Consider the following 20,020-nt stretch of genomic DNA (forward strand, 5'->3'; position numbering starts at 1 on the left):
CGGTGCAGCTTTGCCGGATGCCAGGCCCGTGTCAATCGACCAGGCGCTCAAGCGCGAAATTGGCAAGTCCTTGCCGCTGGCCGCAGGGCCTGGCCCGGGTGTGATCGTGGTGCGCGCCGCCATTACCGCCGCCAGCAGCAAGACTGAAGGCCTGAAGCCTTACGAAGTGATCCCGATTGCTCTGGTAGCTGCTGCGATCTTTTGATCTTGTTTTTTATAATCAAGATCAAAAGATCGCAGCCTTCGGCAGCTCCTACGGGGTTTTGGTGACAAGCACCATCCGTCCCGACAGCGCCTGCGCAGCTTGTGCAGGCAATCGACGTCAACGATTACAGTCGCTGGCTGATACACCACAATTTGTATCCGGGCATAGGTCGCCAGCCCATTTCGTGGTTAACTTCGGCCTCTTCAAAATTCTCAAAATCAACGTTCAGAAGGACTCAGTTCATGGCTCAAGTCACTCTTAAAGGCTCTCCGGTTCAAGTCAACGGCCAACTGCCACAAGCCGGTTCCAAGGCGCCAGCCTTTTCCCTGGTTGCCGGCAATCTGTCCGACGTGACCCTGGCAAGCTTCGCCGGCAAGCGCAAAGTGCTGAACATCTTCCCAAGCGTCGACACTCCGACCTGCGCCACCTCCGTGCGCAAGTTCAACGCCCAGGCCAACGACGTGGCCAACACCGTGGTGTTGTGCATCTCCGCTGACCTGCCGTTCGCCCAGGCGCGTTTCTGCGGTTCCGAAGGCCTGGAAAACGTGCAGAACCTGTCGACCCTGCGCGGTGCCGAGTTCATCGAGAACTACGGCGTGGCGATTGCCGACGGTCCGCTCAAAGGCCTGACCGCTCGTGCGGTAGTGGTCCTGGACGAAAACGACAATGTCCTGCACAGCGAGCTGGTCAAGGAAATCGCTGAAGAACCGAATTACGAAGCAGCGCTTGCTGTATTGAAATAAGTTCGGGCTTACAATTGTTAACGGCCTGGCCCTGTCCAGGCCGTTTTCATTTGTGTATCTGTATCAGTGTCTTGGACAAACATCCTGTTACGTAAGCCGAAGGTAAATTGCCGGTAAAGCCGCTTTGCTTAATACCCGCCAGTGCTTATCGTTCAGCCTCCCGTAGAAGAAGCCCACGCGCCCAATGGTTGATCATTCAATGCAATCCTCCTCCCGTAGTCCCCGTCGCTGGCTGTTCGGCCTGCTAGTTCTGTTGGTCGTCGCTGGCGTCTGCTGGAAATTCTGGCCCGCAGGCGACCAGAAAGAGTCTGCAGGGCAGAAAGCTGCGGCCGGGCATACCGGCAAATCCGGGGGGATGCGGCCGGGGTTCGGCGGCGCGACCGGGCCGATTCCGGTGCGTGTGGCGCCGGCTGTGAAGGGTGATTTTCCCCTTTACTACAAGGCGCTGGGTACTGTAACCGCGCTCAACACCATCAATGTGCGTAGCCGGGTCGGCGGCGAACTGGTGAAGATTGCCTTTGAGGAAGGCCAGATGGTCAAGGCCGGCGACCTGCTGGCGGAGATCGACCCGCGTCCATACCAGAATGCCTTGCTTCAGGCCGAAGGAACCCTGCTGCAGAACCAGGCGCAGTTGAAAAACGCCCAGGTGGATGTCGAACGCTACCGTGGCCTGTATCGCGAAGACAGCATCGCCAAGCAGACCCTGGATACCGCCGAGGCGCTGGTCGGCCAGTATCAGGGCACGGTCAAGACCAATCAGGCAGCGGTCAATGACGCCAAGCTCAATCTCGAATTCACCAAAATTCGCGCACCGATTGCCGGCCGTGTAGGTTTGCGTCAGCTGGACGTCGGCAACCTGGTGGCCGCCAATGACACCACGGCCTTGGCCATCATCACCCAGACCCAACCGATCAGCGTCGCCTTCACCTTGCCGGAAAACAACCTGAGCGTGGTGCTGGAGCGTTATCGTTCGGGGGCCAAGCTACCTGCTGAAGCCTGGGACCGGGGGGACACCAAATTGCAGGCGACCGGCGTGCTGCAGAGCCTCGACAACCAGATCGACGTGACCACAGGCACCCTCAAATTCAAGGCCCGCTACGACAATCGCGACCAGTCGCTGTTTCCCAACCAGTTCGTCAACGTCCACCTGTTGGCCGACACCCTGAAAAATGTCGTGCTGGCACCTTCGGCCGCCATCCAGTTCGGCACCAATGGCACCTTCGTCTACGCCCTCGATGGCGACAAGAAGGTCACCATTCGCCAGTTGAAAGTCGGTGCCAGTGACGGTGACAACACCGTGATCACCGAAGGCCTGGCCGCCGGCGACCGCGTAGTGCTCGAGGGCACCGACCGCCTCAAGGAAGGCAGTGAAGTGGAAGTGGTCAATGACAGCAAGGACGTGCCGACCGCGCCCACCGAACACCTTCAGGGCAAGTCGGCGGCCTCGTCGCCTGATAGCACTGCGACCGACAAGGCGAAAAAGGGCGGCGCATGAACATCTCGCGGCTGTTTATCCTTCGCCCGGTAGCCACTACGCTTAGCATGCTGGCCATTATCCTGGCCGGCATTATCGCCTACCGCTTGCTGCCGGTGTCGGCGCTGCCTCAGGTCGATTACCCGACCATTCGCGTGATGACGCTGTATCCCGGCGCCAGCCCGGATGTCATGACCAGCGCCGTGACCGCGCCGCTTGAACGGCAGTTCGGGCAGATGCCCGGCCTCACGCAGATGGCTTCGACCAGCTCCGGCGGCGCCTCCGTGCTGACCCTGCGCTTCAGCCTCGACATCAACATGGACGTCGCCGAGCAACAGGTCCAGGCCGCGATTAACGCCGCTACCAACCTGCTGCCCAGCGATCTGCCGGCACCACCGGTGTACAACAAGGTCAACCCGGCGGACACCCCGGTCCTGACCCTGGCGATCACCTCCAAGACCATGCTGCTGCCCAAGCTCAATGACCTGGTCGATACGCGCATGGCGCAGAAAATCGCCCAGATCAGCGGGGTCGGCATGGTCAGCATCGCCGGCGGCCAGCGCCAGGCGGTGCGGATCAAGGTCAACCCGGAGGCCCTGGCGGCCAACGGCCTGAACCTGGCTGACGTACGCACCCTGATCGGTGCGTCCAACGTCAACCAGCCCAAAGGCAACTTCGACGGCCCGACCCGGGTGTCGATGCTCGATGCCAACGATCAACTGACTTCGCCCGTGGACTACGCCAACCTGATCCTCGCGTACGCCAACGGCGCGCCGTTGCGGCTCAAGGACGTGGCAGAGATCGTCGACGGGGCCGAGAACGAACGGCTGGCCGCGTGGGCCAATGAAAACCAGGCGGTGCTGCTCAATATCCAGCGCCAGCCCGGGGCCAACGTCATCGAAGTGGTGGACCGGATCAAGGCGCTGCTGCCGAGCATCACTGACAACCTGCCGGCCGGCCTCGAGGTCACCGTGCTCACCGACCGGACCCAGACCATCCGCGCTTCGGTGACGGACGTGCAGCACGAACTGCTGATCGCCATTGCCCTGGTAGTCATGGTCACGTTCCTGTTCCTGCGTCGTGCCAGCGCCACCATCATCCCCTCGGTTGCCGTGCCGCTGTCGCTGATCGGCACCTTTGGCGTGATGTACCTCGCCGGGTTCTCGGTCAACAACCTGACCCTGATGGCCCTGACCATCGCCACCGGGTTTGTGGTGGACGATGCGATCGTGATGCTGGAAAACATTTCCCGCTATATCGAAGAAGGCGAAACCCCGTTGAACGCCGCGCTCAAGGGCGCCAAACAGATCGGTTTCACCCTGATTTCCCTGACGCTGTCGCTGATCGCCGTACTGATTCCGTTGCTGTTCATGGCCGACGTGGTAGGGCGCCTGTTCCGCGAGTTCGCCATCACCCTGGCGGTGGCCATCCTGATTTCCCTGGTCGTATCCCTGACCCTGACGCCGATGATGTGCGCGCGGCTGCTTAAGCGCGAGCCCGAAGAAAAGGAGCAGGGGCGTTTCTATCGTGCCAGTGGCGCCGTCATCGACTGGATGATCGCCGCTTATGGGCGCAAGTTGCAGTGGGTGCTCAAACATCAGCCGCTGACGCTGCTGGTGGCGGTCGGCACACTGGCGCTGACGGTGTTCCTGTACATGATCGTGCCCAAGGGTTTTTTTCCGGTGCAGGACACCGGGGTGATCCAGGGCATATCTGAAGCCCCGCAGTCGATTTCCTTTGCCGCCATGAGCCAGCGTCAGCAGGACCTGGCGAAAATCATCCTGGCTGATCCGGCGGTGGAAAGCCTGTCGTCCTACATTGGCGTCGATGGTGACAACTCGACGCTCAACAGCGGGCGCTTGCTGATCAACCTCAAGCCTCACAGCGCCCGGGACCTGAGCGCCAGCGAAATCATCGCCCGCCTGCAACCCGAAGTAGACAAACTGGTCGGTATTCGCCTGTTCATGCAGCCGGTGCAGGACCTGACCATCGAGGATCGGGTCAGCCGCACGCAGTACCAGTTCAGCATGTCGTCCCCGGACTCGGATTTGCTCAGCCTGTGGAGCGGCCGTCTGGTCGAGGCCCTGGCGCAGCGACCCGAGCTGACGGACGTGGCCAGCGACTTGCAGGACAAGGGCCTGCAGGTCTACCTGGTGATCGACCGCGACGCGGCGTCCCGGGTAGGGGTTTCGGTAGCGAATATCACCGACGCCCTGTATGACGCGTTCGGCCAGCGACAGATCTCTACCATCTATACCCAGGCCAGCCAGTATCGCGTGGTGCTGCAGGCGCAGTCCGGCGAGAAAATCGGCCCGGATGCCTTGAACCAGATCCACGTCAAGACCACCGATGGCGGCCAGGTGCGCCTGTCCAGCCTGGCCCATATCGAGCAACGTCAGGCTCAGCTGGCAATCACCCACATTGGCCAGTTCCCGGCGGTGATGATGTCGTTCAACCTCGCTCCCGGCGTGGCGCTGGGGCATGCGGTGGACATCATTGAACAGGTGCAGCAGGACATTGGCATGCCGCTGGGCGTGCAGACCCAGTTCCAGGGTGCAGCCGAAGCCTTCCAGGCGTCGTTGTCGAGCACGTTGCTGCTGATCCTGGCGGCGGTGGTGACCATGTACATCGTGCTGGGCGTGCTTTACGAGAGCTACATCCACCCGATCACCATCCTCTCGACCTTGCCCTCGGCCGCAGTGGGCGCCTTGCTGGCGTTACTGTTGAGTGGCAATGACCTGGGCATGATCGCGATCATCGGCATCATCCTGCTGATCGGTATCGTCAAGAAGAACGCGATCATGATGATCGACTTCGCCCTCGACGCCGAACGTAATCAGGGGCTGGACCCGGAGACGGCGATCTACCAGGCGGCATTGCTGCGCTTTCGGCCGATCCTGATGACCACCCTGGCAGCCTTGTTCGGTGCGGTACCGCTGATGCTGGCCACCGGCTCCGGCGCGGAACTGCGCCAGCCCCTGGGGCTGGTGATGGTGGGCGGGTTGCTGGTGAGCCAGGTCCTGACCTTGTTTACCACCCCGGTCATCTACCTCTATTTCGATCGTCTGGGTCGTCGTTGGGGTCATAAGTCCGAACCCGTGGAAGCGGTAGAGCAGACATGAACCTGTCCGGACCTTTCATCAAGCGGCCGGTCGCTACCATGCTGTTGAGCCTGGCGATCATGTTGCTGGGCGGCGTGAGCTTCGGCCTGTTGCCGGTATCGCCGCTGCCGCAAATGGATTTCCCGGTGATCGTGGTCCAGGCCAGCCTGCCGGGTGCCAGCCCCGAGGTCATGGCGTCGACCGTGGCCACGCCGCTGGAACGTTCGTTCGGGGCGATTGCCGGGGTCAACACCATGAGCAGCCGATCCAGCCAGGGCTCGACACGGGTGATCCTGCAATTTGACCTCGACCGCGATATCAACGGCGCGGCGCGGGAAGTACAGGCGGCGATCAACGCGTCGCGCAATCTGCTGCCCAGTGGCATGCGCAGTATGCCGACCTACAAGAAGGTCAACCCGTCCCAGGCGCCGATCATGGTGCTGTCCCTGACCTCGGATGTGCTGGAGAAGGGCCAGCTGTACGACCTGGCCTCGACCATTCTGTCCCAGAGCCTGTCGCAGGTGCAGGGCGTGGGCGAAGTGCAGATCGGCGGCAGTTCCCTGCCTGCGGTGCGCATCGAGCTCGAACCCCAGGCGCTCAACCAGTACGGCGTGGCCCTCGATGATGTGCGCACGGCCATCGCCAATGCCAACGTGCGCCGGCCCAAGGGCGCGGTCGAGGACGGCGAGCGGCTGTGGCAGATCCAGGCCAACGACCAGCTGGAAAAGGCCAAGGACTACGAGTCGCTGATCATTCACTACGCCGACGGCGCGGCATTGCGCCTCAAGGATGTGGCCAAGGTCAGCGATGGCGTCGAAGACCGCTACAACAGCGGTTTCTTCAACGACGACGCCGCAGTGCTGCTGGTCATCAACCGCCAGGCCGGCGCCAACATCATCGAGACCGTCAACGAAATCAAGGCCCAGTTGCCCGCGCTGCAGGCCGTGCTGCCGGCCAGCGTCAAGCTGAACCTGGCCATGGACCGTTCGCCGGTGATCAAGGCCACCCTGCATGAAGCGGAAATGACCTTGCTGATCGCCGTGGCGCTGGTGATCCTGGTGGTGTTCCTGTTCCTCGGCAACTTCCGTGCTTCGCTGATTCCGACCCTGGCAGTGCCGGTGTCGCTGGTCGGTACGTTTGCGGTGATGTACCTCTACGGGTTCTCCCTGAACAACCTGTCGCTGATGGCGCTGATCCTGGCGACCGGGCTGGTGGTGGACGACGCCATCGTGGTGCTGGAGAACATTTCCCGGCACATCGACGAGGGTGTGCCGCCGATGAAGGCCGCTTATCTGGGGGCCGAAGAGGTCGGTTTCACCCTGTTGTCGATGAACGTCTCGCTGGTGGCGGTGTTCCTGTCGATCCTGTTCATGGGCGGCATCATTGAAAGCCTGTTCCGCGAATTCTCCATCACCCTGGCGGCGTCCATCGTGGTCTCGCTGGTGGTTTCGCTGACCCTCACGCCAATGCTCTGCGCCCGCTGGCTCAAGCCCCATACGCCGGGCCAGGAGAACCGCCTGCAGCGCGTCAGCCGCCGGACCAACGACTGGATGGTCGCCAAATACGCCACCAGCCTCGACTGGGTGCTGCGCCATCGGCGCCTGACACTGCTCAGTCTGTTCGTGACAATTGGCGTTAACATTGCGCTGTATGTTGTTGTTCCTAAAACATTTATGCCGCAGCAGGATACCGGTCAGCTGATCGGTTTCGTGCGCGGGGATGACGGGCTGTCATTCACCGTGATGCAACCCAAGATGGAGGTTTTCCGTCGTGCAGTATTGAAAGACCCGGCCGTTGAGAGCGTCGCCGGTTTCATTGGCGGCAGCAACGGCACCAACAACGCCTTCATGCTGGTGCGCCTCAAACCGATTAAGGAGCGCAACATCTCCGCCCAGAAGGTCATCGAGCGCCTGCGCAAGGAGATGCCCAAGGTTCCCGGTGCGCAACTGATGCTGATGGCGGACCAGGATTTGCAATTCGGCGGTGGCCGCGAGCAGACCACCTCGCAATACTCCTACATCCTGCAAAGCGCGGACCTGGGCTCATTGCGTGAGTGGTACCCGAAGGTCGTGACCGCGCTGAAGGCTTTGCCCGAACTGACGGCCATCGACGCCCGTGAAGGCCGCGGCGCTCAGCAAGTCACGCTGATTGTCGACCGCGATCAGGCCAAGCGCCTGGGCATCGACATGAACATGGTCACTTCGGTGCTCAACAACGCCTACAGCCAGCGGCAGATCTCGACCATCTACGACAGCCTGAACCAGTATCAGGTGGTGATGGAGGTCAACCAGAAATACGCCCAGGACCCGATTACCCTCAAGCAGGTGCAGGTGATTACCGCCGACGGTGCACGGGTTCCGCTGTCGACCATTGCCCATTACGAAAACAGCCTGGAAGACGACCGGGTCAGCCACGAGGGCCAGTTCGCCTCCGAAAGCATCTCCTTCGACATGGCCGAAGGCGTGACGGTGGAGCAGGGGACCGCCGCCATCGAGCGGGCGATTGCGCGGCTGGGCATGCCGGAAGACGTGATTGTCAAAGTCGCCGGGACTGCTGACGCGTTCGCTGCCACGCAGAAGAGCCAGCCATGGATGATCCTTGGCGCGCTGGTCGCGGTGTACCTGGTGCTGGGCGTGCTCTATGAAAGCTACATACATCCACTGACCATCCTCTCGACCTTGCCGTCTGCCGGCGTCGGCGCATTGCTGTCGATCTATGCGCTGGGCGGGGAATTCAGCCTGATCTCGCTGTTGGGGCTGTTTCTGCTGATTGGCGTGGTGAAGAAAAACGCGATCCTGATGATCGACCTGGCCTTGCAGCTCGAGCGGCATCAGGGCCTGGCGCCGCTGGAATCGATTCGCAGCGCCTGCCTGCAGCGTCTGCGGCCCATCCTGATGACCACCCTGGCCGCGATTCTCGGGGCCTTGCCCTTGCTGCTCAGTCGCGCCGAAGGGGCCGAAATGCGCCAGCCGTTGGGCCTGACGATTATTGGCGGGCTGATCTTCAGCCAGGTGCTGACCCTTTACACCACCCCGGTGGTCTACCTCTATCTCGACAAACTGCGCCATCGCTTCAACCACTGGCGTGGGGTGCGTACCGATGCTGCTCTGGAAACTCCGCTATGACTGACCGTTCGCTTTTCACCCTGGCCGCACCCCTGGTCCCGGCTCGCGGCTCGCGCCTGCTGAGCCTGGCACTGTGCGTGTCGTTGCTCAGTGCTTGCGCCATCGGGCCGGATTACCAGCGCCCGCAAGCGGCGGCCCCGGTGCAGTACAAGGAAGCGGCCGGCTGGCGTCAGGCCAACCCCAGCGATTCGCTGGCGCGCGGAGCCTGGTGGGAGTTGTATGGCGATCAGCAGCTCAACGGCCTGATCGACAAACTCAACAGCGCCAACCAGACCGTCGCCCAGTCCGAAGCCCAGTACCGCCAGGCCCAGGCGCTGGTGCGCAGCGCCCGTGGCGCATTTTTTCCGACCGTGGACCTGACCGTGGGCAAGAACCGCTCCAGCCAGGGCACCGGTAGCAGCAGTTCCAGCCTGAGCAGTTCTTCCAGTGGCATCCGTGACACTTACACGGCGCAGGCCGGCGTGAGTTGGGAGGCTGACGTCTGGGGCAAGCTACGCCGCGGCCTGGAAGCGGACACCGCCAATGCCCAGGCGAGTTATGCCGACCTGGCGGCCATGCGCCTGAGCCAGCAATCGGAACTGGTGCAGAACTACCTGCAGTTGCGGGTTATCGACGAACAAAAACGCCTGCTGCAAGCGACGGTGGAAGCCTACGAGCGCTCGCTGAAAATGACCCAAAACCAGTACCGCGCCGGAGTCTCCGGCAAGGATGCAGTGGCCCAGGCGCAGACCCAGCTCAAGAGCACCCAGGCCGACATGGTCGACCTGATCTGGCAGCGCGCGCAGTTCGAAAATGCCATTGCGGTGCTGATCGGCTTGCCGCCAGCACAGTTCAACCTGGCCGAATCCCGTGATATCCCGACCTTGCCCGAGGTGCCGCTGAACCTGCCTTCACAACTGCTGGAACGGCGGCCGGACATTGCCTCGGCCGAGCGCTCGGTGATGGCGGCCAATGCCAACATTGGCGTGGCCAAGGCGGCGTATTACCCGGACCTGACACTGAGCCTCAACGGCGGCTACAGCAGCAGCACCTCTTCCAACTGGATAAGCGTGCCGAATCGCTTCTGGTCCGTCGGCCCCCAACTGGCCATGACCCTGTTCGACGGCGGCCAGCGCTCGGCTGAAGTGGACCGCAGCGAAGCCGCCTACGATGAAACCGTGGCCAAGTATCGCCAGACCGTACTCGACGGCTTCCGTGAAGTGGAGAACTATCTGGTGCAGTTGAAGGTGCTGGAAGACGAATCCGAAGTGCGCCAGCAGGCGCTGGATGCGGCCCGAGATTCCCTGCGCCTGACCCAGAACCAGTACAAGGCGGGGTTGATTGCCTATATTGACGTGGTGGTTGTACAGGCGACGGCTCTGAGTAATGAACGCAGCATGCTCAGCCTGTTGCAGAGCCGGTTGATCGCCAGCGTGCAGTTGATTGCAGCGCTGGGCGGTGGTTGGGATGGGCAGCTGGAGCAGAGCGCACAGTAGCGTCCCTCCTGTAGGAGCGAGCTTGCTCGCGATGGACGTCAGAACACCGCGTTATTCCAGGCAAAACGCGTCATCGTTAGCGTCCATCGCGAGCAAGCTCGCACCTACAGATAAGGGTATTGCCCCACCGTTTAACTGTTCAAACAAGCGTTTCATCGGCTTGATGGCCTTTTGCTGATTTTCTCAGTGCGTTCCTCCTGAGAGTTAGTACAATCGCCAACTTCAACACCGCCGGGCAGGGAAGCAGTACGGGTCATTTCGAGAACTCCGATGCTTATTGGTAGCTATTCCCCCACGCTGGTTATCATTTCCCTGTTCGTCGCGATTCTCGCTTCCTACACTGCGCTCAACCTCACCGAACGTATTGCCACGGCCAAGGGCCCTGCGGTTGCGTTGTGGACGGCTGGCGGCGCCTTTGCCATGGGTGTAGGCGTATGGTCGATGCATTTTATCGGCATGCTTGCGTTCACCCTGCCCATAGACCTGGGCTACGACGTCACGCTGACCCTGCTGTCGTTGCTGATTGCGATGCTGTCCTGTGGCTTCGCCCTGTGGCTGGTCAGCCAGCCCCGACTACCTGCCTGGCAGCTGCTGTTCGGCGCGCTGACCATGGGCAGCGGGATCAGCGCCATGCACTACACCGGCATGGCGGCCATGCGCATGCAACCGGGCATCGATTACGATCCCGCGTTGTTCAGTGCCTCGCTGTTGATCGCGGTGGGTGCCTCGGGCGCGGCTTTATGGATCGCCTTCCGGCTGCGTCAGCACACGCCCCATGTTGCGCTGATGCGCGCCGGTGCGGCAGTGATCATGGGCATCGCGATTGTCGGCATGCACTATACCGGGATGGCTGCGGCGCGCTTTCCCGACGGCAGCTTTTGCGGCGCTGCGTCCAGCGGCCTGAGCGGGAGCGGGCTGGACAACCTGGTGCTGATTACCACCCTGGCGGTGCTGACCATCGCCTTGCTGACTTCGATTCTCGACGCGCGGATGGAAGCGCGAACGGCGCATCTGGCCCAGTCACTGACCGAGGCCAACCGCGAACTGACCCAACTGGCCCTGCATGATCCATTGACCGGGTTGCCGAACAGGGTGCTGCTCGCCGATCGCATCGACCAGGCGATGCTGGTGGTGCGTGAACAGGGCGGCTGTTTTGCGCTGATGTTCATCGATCTGGACGGTTTTAAACCAGTCAATGATGCATTCGGTCACCATATGGGCGATCAGTTGTTGTGCGAAGTGGCCCAGCGCCTGCGGGTGGAACTGCGCAGTCAGGACACCCTGGCGCGAATTGGCGGTGACGAGTTCGTCTTGCTGGTGCAACTGGCCGAGCAGGATGAAGCGCTGAATCTGGCCGCGCGCCAGGTCGGCTTGATTGCGCGTTCGTTTCGCGTCGCCGAACATGACCTGCAGATATCCGCCAGCGTCGGCATTGCGGTCTATCCGGGCAACGGCGAAACCGCCCAGGAATTGCTGATGAACGCCGATGCCGCGATGTATCACGCCAAGGGCACCGGCAAGAACGGCTACAGCTTCTTTGACGCTTCAATGAACAGCAACGCGCGCAAGCAACTGCAGCTGTTGCAGGACCTGCGCGCGGCACTGGAGCAACAGCAATTCAGTCTTTATTACCAACCCAAGTTCGATGCCGCCAATGGCCGTCCGATCGGTGCCGAGGCGTTGTTGCGCTGGGTGCATCCGACCCAGGGCATGCTGCTGCCGGACAAGTTCATCGAGCTGGCGGAAAAGACCGGGTTGATCATTCCGATCGGCGAATGGGTGCTCAATGAAGCCTGTCGGCAGATGCGCGAGTGGTATGTGCTGGGGTACACCGACTGGCGCATCGCGGTGAATCTTTCGGCGTTGCAGTTTTGCCATGCCGGTCTGGTCCAGAGCGTCGCCAAGGCCCTGGCGACTCACCATCTGCCGGCCAACAGCCTGACTCTGGAAATCACCGAAACCACGGCCATGAGCGACGCCGATGCGAGCATGACGGTGCTGCAGGCGCTGTCGGACATGGGCGTGGACCTGTCTATCGATGACTTCGGTACCGGCTATTCCAGCCTGATGTACCTCAAGCGCCTGCCGGCCAACGAGTTGAAGATCGACCGTGGTTTCGTTCGTGATCTGGAGCGCGACAGTGATGACGCCGCCATCGTTTCGGCCATCGTCGCCCTGGGGCGGGCGCTGGGCCTGCGGATAGTGGCGGAGGGGGTGGAGACCGACGTGCAGCAGGACTTCCTGACGCAGTTGGGCTGTGACTCGTTGCAAGGGTATCTGCTCGGCCATCCGCTGCCGGCCGAGCGCTTCATGATGGATATTGTTCGTGGGGAGCAGATGGCGGCGGTCTGATGGACCGCGATGGCGTCAGTAATGACACCCCTGACCATGCAAAAACCGCCGATGGCGGTTATTCTTGACCCCGACTGCTTACGCAAAAAATGGGGAAAGTCAGCATGGACAAAGTCATCGTCATCACCGGTGGGGGCCGAGGTATCGGCGCCGCGACAGCGCTCCTGGCCGCTGAACGGGGCTATCGGATCTGCATCAATTATCAGGCTGACGAAGAAGCTGCACACGCGGTACTCGAACAAGTGCGCGCAATGGGGGCCCAGGCGATCGCGGTACGCGCCGATGTGAGCATCGAGGATGAAGTGGTCGGGCTGTTCAACCGCGTGGACGCCGAACTGGGCCGTGTGACCGCCCTGGTGAACAACGCCGGAACCGTCGGGCACAAATCCCGCGTGGACGAAATGTCCGAGTTCCGTATTCTCAAAATCCTCAAGACCAACGTCCTGGCGCCCATTCTATGCGCCAAGCACGCGATCCTGCGCATGTCCCCCAAGCACGGCGGCCAGGGTGGCAGCATCGTCAACGTGTCGTCGGTGGCGTCGCGCCTGGGATCGCCTAACGAATACGTCGACTACGCGGCTTCCAAAGGGGCGCTGGACAGCTTCACCATCGGCTTGTCCAAGGAAGTAGCGGGCGAGGGGATTCGGGTCAATGCGGTGCGGCCAGGATTCATCTACACCGATTTCCATGCCCTCAGTGGCGACCCGGATCGGGTGAGCAAGCTGGAGTCAGCGATCCCGATGGCCCGGGGTGGGCGGCCGGATGAGGTGGCTGAGGCGATTGTCTGGTTGCTGTCGGACAAGGCGTCGTATGCGACGGGGACCTTTATTGATCTGGGCGGCGGACGCTAAGAGCTCAAGCTCAAGCTTTTGACTTTAAAAAGACCGGACAATCCGTCCCAACGTCTCCATCGCCTTTTCCGCCGTCTCATCCCAGGGACTGCCATAATTCAGCCGGATACAATTCCTGAACCGTCGGGTCGGTGAAAAAATCGGCCCCGGCGCGATGCTGATGCCTTGGGCGAGCGCCATCTGGAACAGCTTCAACGAGTCCATCTGCTCCGGCAACTCCAGCCACAGGAAGTACCCGCCAGCAGGCTGGCTGACCCGCGTCTGTGCCGGGAAGTACCGGGCAATGGCCGCGAGCATTGCGCTTTGCTGCTCCTCCAGCGCATAGCGCAATTTGCGCAAGTGTCGATCGTAGCCGCCGTGCTGCAGGTAGTCGGCAATTGCTGCCTGGGCTGGCATCGATGCGCAGAGTGAAGTCATCAGCTTCAGGCGTTCGATCTTCTGTGCGAACCGCCCGGCAGCTACCCAGCCAATGCGGTATCCGGGGGCCAGGCTCTTGGCGAACGAACCGCAGTGCATCACCAGGCCCTCGGTATCGAAGGCCTTGGCCGGTTTGGGGGCCTGTTGGCCGTAATACAGTTCGGCGTAGACATCGTCCTCGATCAGCGGCACCTGATGCCGACGCAACAACTCGACCAGTTCCTGTTTCTTCGCCTCGGGCATGGTCGCGCCCATGGGGTTCTGGAAGCTGGTCATGCACCAGCAGGCCTTGATCGGATGGCGCTCCAGGGTTTGCGCGAGCACGGCCAGGTCAATGCCCTCGCGTGGGTGCACGGGAATTTCCACCGCCTTGAGCTTGAGCCGCTCGAGAATCTGCAAGCAGGCGTAGAAGGCCGGCGCCTCGATGGCGACCAGGTCGCCGGGTTCGGTCACGGCCTGCAGGCACAGGTTCAGTGCCTCCAGGGCGCCGTTGGTGATCAACAGCTCCTCCATCGGCAACATCAGCCCGCCCACCATATAACGCAGGGCAATCTGCCGGCGCAGCTGTGGATTGCCCGGCGACATGTCGGTGACCACCATGCGCGGATCCATGTCCCGGGTGGCGCTGGCCAGGGAGCGTGACAGGCGCTGCAGGGGAAACAGCGCCGGGCTGGGGAAGGCCGAGCCAAAGGGCACGGTGTTCGGGTCCTTGATCGAATCGAGCACCGAGAACACCAGTTCGCTCACGTCGACCTCGGTTGATTCGTTCACCTGGCTGCTGATCTCCGGCTCGGAAAAAGGGCTCGGGGCGTGGGTGTTGACGAAGTAGCCGGAGCGCGGCCTGGCGCGGATCAAACCGCGCCGCTCCAGCAGGTAATAAGCCTGGAACACGGTGGATGGGCTGACCCCGTAGGTCTGGCTGGCGTAGCGCACCGACGGTACCCGCTGACCGGGGCCGAGGACGCCGGAGCGGATCAGTTCAGCGATGTCGTCGGCGAATTTTTCGTAGCGTTTCATCTAAAGCCCGGTTGGGTTGTTCTGTGAAATCGGGGGGACTTCTTCGCGGGCAAGCCCGCTCCCACCGGTTTTGCAGTGCGCTTGTGGCAGCACAGCAGTCTAAGGGATCAACGGTTCATCGGCGCAACAAACCGGCTCTTGGCTTCGCTGTAGATCCCGGGCTCATCCGTATCGATGATCTTGAACACAATGCTTTGCGAGCTGGAGCTCGGGCGCTGCGTGGTCATCGCCACGGACACCGGCACGTCGACAATTTCCCCTGGCGCCAGGCTTAGTTCGGTCTTGCCTTGCAACTGGAAGTCGTCACCCTCCACCAGCATCAGGCGATAGTCCTGGTGCTCCTGGGTCTTGTTGATGACCTTCAAGCTGTAGATGTTTTCGATCTGCCCCTGGCTGTTCTCGCGGAACAGCCCGCGGTCCTTGCTGACATCCAGCGAGACCATTGGCCGTTCCACCAGCGCGAGGGCGAGGGCGCCGATCATCGCCAGCAGCACGGCGGTGTAACCGATCAGTCGCGGTCTTAACAGACGGGTCTTGCCACCCTGCAGTTCGTGTTCGGAGGTATAGCTGATCAATCCACGGGCGTAGCCCATCTTGTCCATGATCGAATCACAGGCATCAATGCACGCTGCGCAACCAATGCACTCCATCTGCAAGCCGTCGCGGATGTCGATACCGGTCGGGCACACTTGTACGCACAGCTGGCAGTCGATGCAGTCGCCCAGGCCGACAGCAGCCGGTGCTACGTCACGCTTGCGCGGGCCACGGTGTTCCCCGCGAGCGAAGTCGTAGGAAATGGTCAGGGTGTCCTTGTCGAACATCACGCTCTGGAACCGCGCATAGGGGCACATGTGCATGCACACCGCTTCACGCAACCAGCCGGCATTGATGTAGGTGGCACCGGTAAAGAACAGGACCCAGAACAGGCTGACACCGGCCATTTGCAGGGTCAGCAATTCTTCGGCGAGGGGCCGGATCGGGGTGAAATAGCCGACGAAGGTAAGACCGGTGAGCAGACTGATCGCCAGCCATAGCGTGTGCTTGGCCGAACGCCGCAGGATCTTGTTGAAGGTCCAGGGGGCCGCCTGCAGTCTGATCCGCTGATTGCGTTCGCCTTCAGTGATTTTCTCGCACCACATGAAAATCCAGGTCCAGGAGCTCTGGGGGCAGGTGTAGCCACACCAGACCCTCCCGGCGAATACGGTGATCGCAAACAGCCCAAATGCGGCGATGATCAGCAGCGCCGAGAGCAGGATGAAATCCTGTGGCCAGAAGGTTGCACCAAAGATGTGGAATTTGCTTTCGGACAGGTCCCAGAGCACGGCCTGGCGCCCACCCCAATTGAGCCACACCGTGCCGAAGAACAGCAGGAACAGAAACCCTGCACCGCTCATGCGCAATGTACGAAACAGGCCGGTAAAACTGCGGGTGTGAATCAGATTGTCGCTGGACCCGGTCTTCGTCTTTGCACGCGAAGGCTCAAAAGTCTGGACGGACGGGGCACTCTCAAGGGTTCGGACGGGAATTCTTTCGCTCATGGTCTTTCGCTCATCAGCCTCCATCAGGCCGGAGCACTATGAGCGTCGATCTGTTTGCATAACAGACTCAGGTATCGCAATAAAAAGCGGATCAGATGGGCTCTGATCCGCTGTCTGCGACACTTTGAAGCAGCTGTCAGCCCGGTCCCTGCGCGCCTGTCGCAAGCACTCGCCGGCCGGGTTGATCTGCGTCGGTCAAATCACCGAATCACTGTCGGTGGCTTTCAAATGCTTACGCCCATCTACGGCGCCTGCTACGGTCAATGCATCAGCTTCTGCTTCAGTGATGTAGACGCGCTGACCATCGAGTTCGACCGCCGACATGGCTTTGTCCGAGTCGGTGATCACGGTGACGTCGGGACACAGGCGGATTTCTTCGCCGTTCTCGGTAGTGAAGAAGCAAGTCTGGTTTTCGATGCGAACGGTCATGGCGGAGTCCTTATTTCTGCGGGGTCTGCAGCATTAGGCTATGGCCGGCCAGCATCGTTCGGTGCAACCGATTAATGGTTGGCGTGGTCCATCTTCCAGAACGATCACAAGGACAGCAGCATGAAAGCCTGGTGGCATGAAGTATGGGAAACCCTGCAAGCGGAATTTGCCGATATCGGCGATGCAGCACAATTGACACGAATCACTGTGAGACTGTTGATCGCCGCGATCCTGGGCGGCATTTTGGGGTTCGAACGGGAGCACAAAGGCAAGGCCGCCGGGGTGCGTACCCACATGCTGGTGGCATTGGGTGCCGCATTGTTTGTGCTGGTGCCGCAAATGTCCGGGTCGCAGGCAGATGCCATGAGCCGGGTGGTGCAGGGGGTGATTGCCGGCATCGGTTTTCTTGGCGCCGGGACCATTCTGAAAAATACCGGAGGCGAAGAGGGCCACGTGAAGGGATTGACCACTGCAGCCGGGTTGTGGATGACCGCAGCGATCGGAGTGTCGGCAGGCATGGGGCGTGAGTCGACTGCAGTGCTGAGCACGTTGCTGGCGCTGGCGATTTTCAGCGTGATGCCGAGGATTGTGAAGTTGCTGGATAAGGATCGGGGTGATGCACCGTAACCATTGCCGAAGCAGCAGGCTCGGCCGCTTGTTGTAACGGCTCACTGCTCGGCCATCGACGACGATTACGGCCTACTGCTTTGCCATCGTCTACGATCGCGCGTCTACGATCGCTGCCAACTGTAGGAGCGAGCTTGCTCGCGAAGAACCTGAGAGCGCCGTTGGGTGTCAGGCTACCCTCGTCATCGTTAGCGCCCATCGCGAGCAAGCTCGCTCCTACAGGGTTTTCAGGGTTTGCGGGGTAGGGCTACACGATCACCGGCGGCATGGTATCTGGCGGGTCTTCCCGTGGCGGTGGGACCGTTCCAGGCGGCTCCTGCTCTGGCACCGGCTGCGGATCGGTTGGCGGAATAACGGGATTGTCGATATTCGGATCCGGCGTTTCAACAGGGTTGGGAATCGTCATCGCTGCATCTCCTGTGGCACATGGCTTGAGTCGTGCTTAAGTCTGTTGACCCTGGCTCTCATGAAATGATTCCCGTGATCGAAACAACGTGATCGAACTGAACAATCAGCGTGAACTTTACCTGCGCCGGTCGCTCGGAACCTAAGTGAGTTCATTCCGGGGCCGAGCGCTTTGCGATTGTCGGCCCAGTACAAGAGCGTCCATGGGGCGTAAAGGAGAGATGCTCGATGACGTCTGAAAAGCCTACAGAGTTGAGCTACAACCCTCATATACCGTTGTCGCAGGCACTTTTGCTGCCGCGAATCGCGATTGAAGACACCATGCCGATCCTCGATGGCGGGCAGTTCGCTGTCAAAGCCGTGGTGGGTCAGGACGTCGTGGTCACCAGCAAGGTGTTTGCCGACGGCCATGACAAGCTGGCGGTGCGGGTGCGTTGGCGCTCCGAGGGCGATGACAGCTGGCACAGCGCGGTGATGGGCGAACTGGGCAATAACGGCTTTCAGAGCCAGTTTCGCGTCGAGCGCCAGGGCCGATACGTGTTCTTTGTGGAGGCCTGGATCGATCAGTTCGCCAGCTTCTGTTATGAACTGGAGAAAAAGCACAGCGCACGGGTGCCGGTCAGCCTGGAACTGCAGGAAGGTCGTACTCAGGTCCAGCACGCCGCCGAGCGTGCCGAAGGGCCTCTGAGCGAAGCACTGGCGGCTTTGCACCATGAGCTGTCCGGGCTGCTCGAAACCGAGCAGGTTGCACTGTTTCTGCACCAACGTAGCGCCGACCTGATGGCTCAGGCCGACCATCGGGCCTTTGTCAGTTTCAGCCCCGAGTACCCGGTGGACGTTGAGCGTGAACTGTCGCAGTTTGCCAGCTGGTACGAACTCTTTCCCCGTTCCGTCACCGACGATCCAGCCCGGCATGGCACGTTCAACGACGTACACTCGCGCTTGCCGATGATCCAGGACATGGGCTTCGACGTCCTGTATTTCCCGCCTATTCATCCCATCGGTCGCAGCCATCGCAAAGGCCCGAACAATTCCCTGAGCGCCGGTCCCGATGACCCGGGCAGCCCCTATGCCATTGGCAGTGCCGAGGGGGGGCATGAGGCCATTCACTCGCAGCTGGGCACCCGCGAGGACTTCCGTCGCCTGGTGGCGGCAGCGGCCGACCATGGCCTGGAGATCGCCCTGGATTTCGCGATCCAGTGTTCCCAGGACCATCCATGGCTGCAACAGCATCCGGGCTGGTTCAACTGGCGTCCGGACGGCACGATCAAATACGCCGAAAACCCGCCGAAGAAATACCAGGACATCGTTAACGTCGACTTCTATGCCGTTGATGCGATTCCGAGTCTCTGGGTCGAACTGCGCGACATCGTGGTGGGCTGGGTCGAGGAGGGCGTGAAGATCTTCCGCGTGGATAACCCGCACACCAAGCCCCTGCCTTTCTGGCAGTGGCTGATCGCCGACGTGCGTGCGCTGTATCCGGAAGTGATCTTTCTCGCGGAAGCCTTCACCACGCCCGCGATGATGGCGCGCCTGGGCAAGGTCGGTTACTCCCAGAGCTACACCTACTTCACCTGGCGCAACACCAAGTACGAGCTGTCGACTTATCTGGCCGAACTCAACGAATCGCCATGGCGGGAATGTTATCGCCCGAATTTCTTCGTCAATACACCGGACATCAACCCGGCGTTCCTGCACGAGTCCGGGCGTGCCGGGTTCCTGATCCGCGCGGCCCTGGCAACCATGGGCTCAGGCCTGTGGGGCATGTATTCGGGCTTTGAGTTGTGCGAAGCGGCGCCGGTGCCGGGCAAGGAGGAATACCTCAACTCGGAGAAGTACGAGATCCGCCCGAGGGATTACAACGCGCCGGGCAACATCATCGCCGAGATCGCCCAGCTCAACCGCATTCGCCGGCAAAACCCGGCCTTGCACTCGCACCTTGGTTTGAAGATCTACAACGCCTGGAACGACAACATCCTGTATTTCGGTAAGCGTAGCGTCGATGGCAGCAACTTCATTCTGGTAGCGGTCAACCTTGATCCGCACAACCCCCAGGAAGCGAATTTCGAGCTGCCGCTGTGGGAAATGGGTTTGCCGGACGACGCGCACACCCAGGGCGAGGACTTGATGAACGGGCACCGCTGGACCTGGCACGGCAAGTACCAGTTCATGCGCCTGGACCCGGCTCAGCAATCGTTCGGCATCTGGCGGATTTCAGTGTCCTGACCATCCGAGCCTGACGCCGGCCCCTACAGGGGTGA

Annotated in this window: 13 protein-coding genes and 2 pseudogenes; 10 read left to right on the forward strand and 5 right to left on the reverse strand. The window is 61.2% G+C overall.

What is annotated here, in order from left to right:
- Window positions 1-37: 37 nt before the first annotated feature.
- The 8 genes and pseudogenes from IMW75_RS08140 to IMW75_RS08175 form a co-directional block, all read left to right on the forward strand.
- Window positions 38-199, forward strand: a pseudogene (locus tag IMW75_RS08140) (DUF3313 family protein); the annotation flags it as partial.
- Between the two features lie 248 nt (window positions 200-447).
- A complete protein-coding gene (tpx, locus tag IMW75_RS08145; RefSeq protein ID WP_045058627.1) occupies window positions 448-948 on the forward strand; it encodes a thiol peroxidase in 501 nt (166 codons plus the stop codon).
- Window positions 949-1,132: 184 nt separating this feature from the next.
- Entirely contained in the window at window positions 1,133-2,443 is a 1,311-nt protein-coding gene (locus IMW75_RS08150) for an MdtA/MuxA family multidrug efflux RND transporter periplasmic adaptor subunit (RefSeq protein ID WP_045058626.1), read from the forward strand.
- On the forward strand, window positions 2,440-5,544 hold the full coding sequence (locus tag IMW75_RS08155; RefSeq protein ID WP_205892315.1) for an MdtB/MuxB family multidrug efflux RND transporter permease subunit: 3,105 nt from the start codon (window positions 2,440-2,442) through the stop codon (window positions 5,542-5,544). Before IMW75_RS08150 ends, IMW75_RS08155 begins: the two co-directional genes overlap by 4 nt.
- A complete protein-coding gene (locus tag IMW75_RS08160; protein ID WP_205892316.1) occupies window positions 5,541-8,648 on the forward strand; it encodes an efflux RND transporter permease subunit in 3,108 nt (1,035 codons plus the stop codon). Before IMW75_RS08155 ends, IMW75_RS08160 begins: the two co-directional genes overlap by 4 nt.
- Entirely contained in the window at window positions 8,645-10,123 is a 1,479-nt protein-coding gene (locus IMW75_RS08165; RefSeq protein WP_205892317.1) for an efflux transporter outer membrane subunit, read from the forward strand. The genes IMW75_RS08160 and IMW75_RS08165 overlap by 4 nt, the downstream gene beginning before the upstream one ends.
- Window positions 10,124-10,393: 270 nt before the next feature.
- Entirely contained in the window at window positions 10,394-12,475 is a 2,082-nt protein-coding gene (locus IMW75_RS08170; RefSeq protein WP_205892318.1) for a putative bifunctional diguanylate cyclase/phosphodiesterase, read from the forward strand.
- A gap of 104 nt (window positions 12,476-12,579) precedes the next feature.
- Window positions 12,580-13,326, forward strand: a complete 747-nt coding sequence (locus tag IMW75_RS08175) for an SDR family oxidoreductase (protein ID WP_205892319.1) — start codon at window positions 12,580-12,582, stop codon at window positions 13,324-13,326.
- A 24-nt stretch (window positions 13,327-13,350) separates the two neighbouring features.
- On the opposite strand, the gene mapR is transcribed toward IMW75_RS08175, so the two are convergent.
- The 3 genes from mapR to IMW75_RS08190 all read right to left on the reverse strand — a co-directional run bounded on the left by mapR (window position 13,351) and on the right by IMW75_RS08190 (window position 16,727).
- Window positions 13,351-14,760: a GntR family transcriptional regulator MpaR gene (gene mapR / locus IMW75_RS08180; RefSeq protein ID WP_045058620.1), complete on the reverse strand. Its 1,410-nt coding sequence runs from the start codon at window positions 14,758-14,760 to the stop codon at window positions 13,351-13,353.
- A 107-nt stretch (window positions 14,761-14,867) separates the two neighbouring features.
- Window positions 14,868-16,298, reverse strand: a complete 1,431-nt coding sequence (gene ccoG / locus IMW75_RS08185; RefSeq protein WP_205892320.1) for a cytochrome c oxidase accessory protein CcoG — start codon at window positions 16,296-16,298, stop codon at window positions 14,868-14,870.
- 195 nt (window positions 16,299-16,493) lie between these two features.
- Window positions 16,494-16,727, reverse strand: a complete 234-nt coding sequence (locus IMW75_RS08190) for a DUF3203 family protein (protein ID WP_045058618.1) — start codon at window positions 16,725-16,727, stop codon at window positions 16,494-16,496.
- A 120-nt stretch (window positions 16,728-16,847) separates the two neighbouring features.
- Between IMW75_RS08190 and IMW75_RS08195 the strand changes: the two genes are divergently transcribed.
- Window positions 16,848-17,354: an MgtC/SapB family protein gene (locus IMW75_RS08195; RefSeq protein ID WP_205892321.1), complete on the forward strand. Its 507-nt coding sequence runs from the start codon at window positions 16,848-16,850 to the stop codon at window positions 17,352-17,354.
- 118 nt (window positions 17,355-17,472) lie between these two features.
- On the opposite strand, the pseudogene IMW75_RS26880 reads toward IMW75_RS08195, so the two are convergent.
- Window positions 17,473-17,553: pseudogene (locus IMW75_RS26880) on the reverse strand (outer membrane lipoprotein carrier protein LolA); the annotation flags it as partial.
- Between the two features lie 48 nt (window positions 17,554-17,601).
- Entirely contained in the window at window positions 17,602-17,760 is a 159-nt protein-coding gene (locus IMW75_RS08200) for a hypothetical protein (RefSeq protein WP_205892322.1), read from the reverse strand.
- Window positions 17,761-17,987: 227 nt separating this feature from the next.
- On the opposite strand from IMW75_RS08200, the gene IMW75_RS08205 reads away from it, so the two are divergent.
- On the forward strand, window positions 17,988-19,985 hold the full coding sequence (locus IMW75_RS08205; protein WP_205892323.1) for an alpha-1,4-glucan--maltose-1-phosphate maltosyltransferase: 1,998 nt from the start codon (window positions 17,988-17,990) through the stop codon (window positions 19,983-19,985).
- The last annotated feature ends 35 nt before the right edge of the window (window positions 19,986-20,020 follow it).

Origin of the sequence: Pseudomonas gregormendelii (assembly GCF_017114825.1) — a bacterium.
Classification (GTDB): Bacteria; Pseudomonadota; Gammaproteobacteria; order Pseudomonadales; family Pseudomonadaceae; genus Aquipseudomonas; species Aquipseudomonas gregormendelii.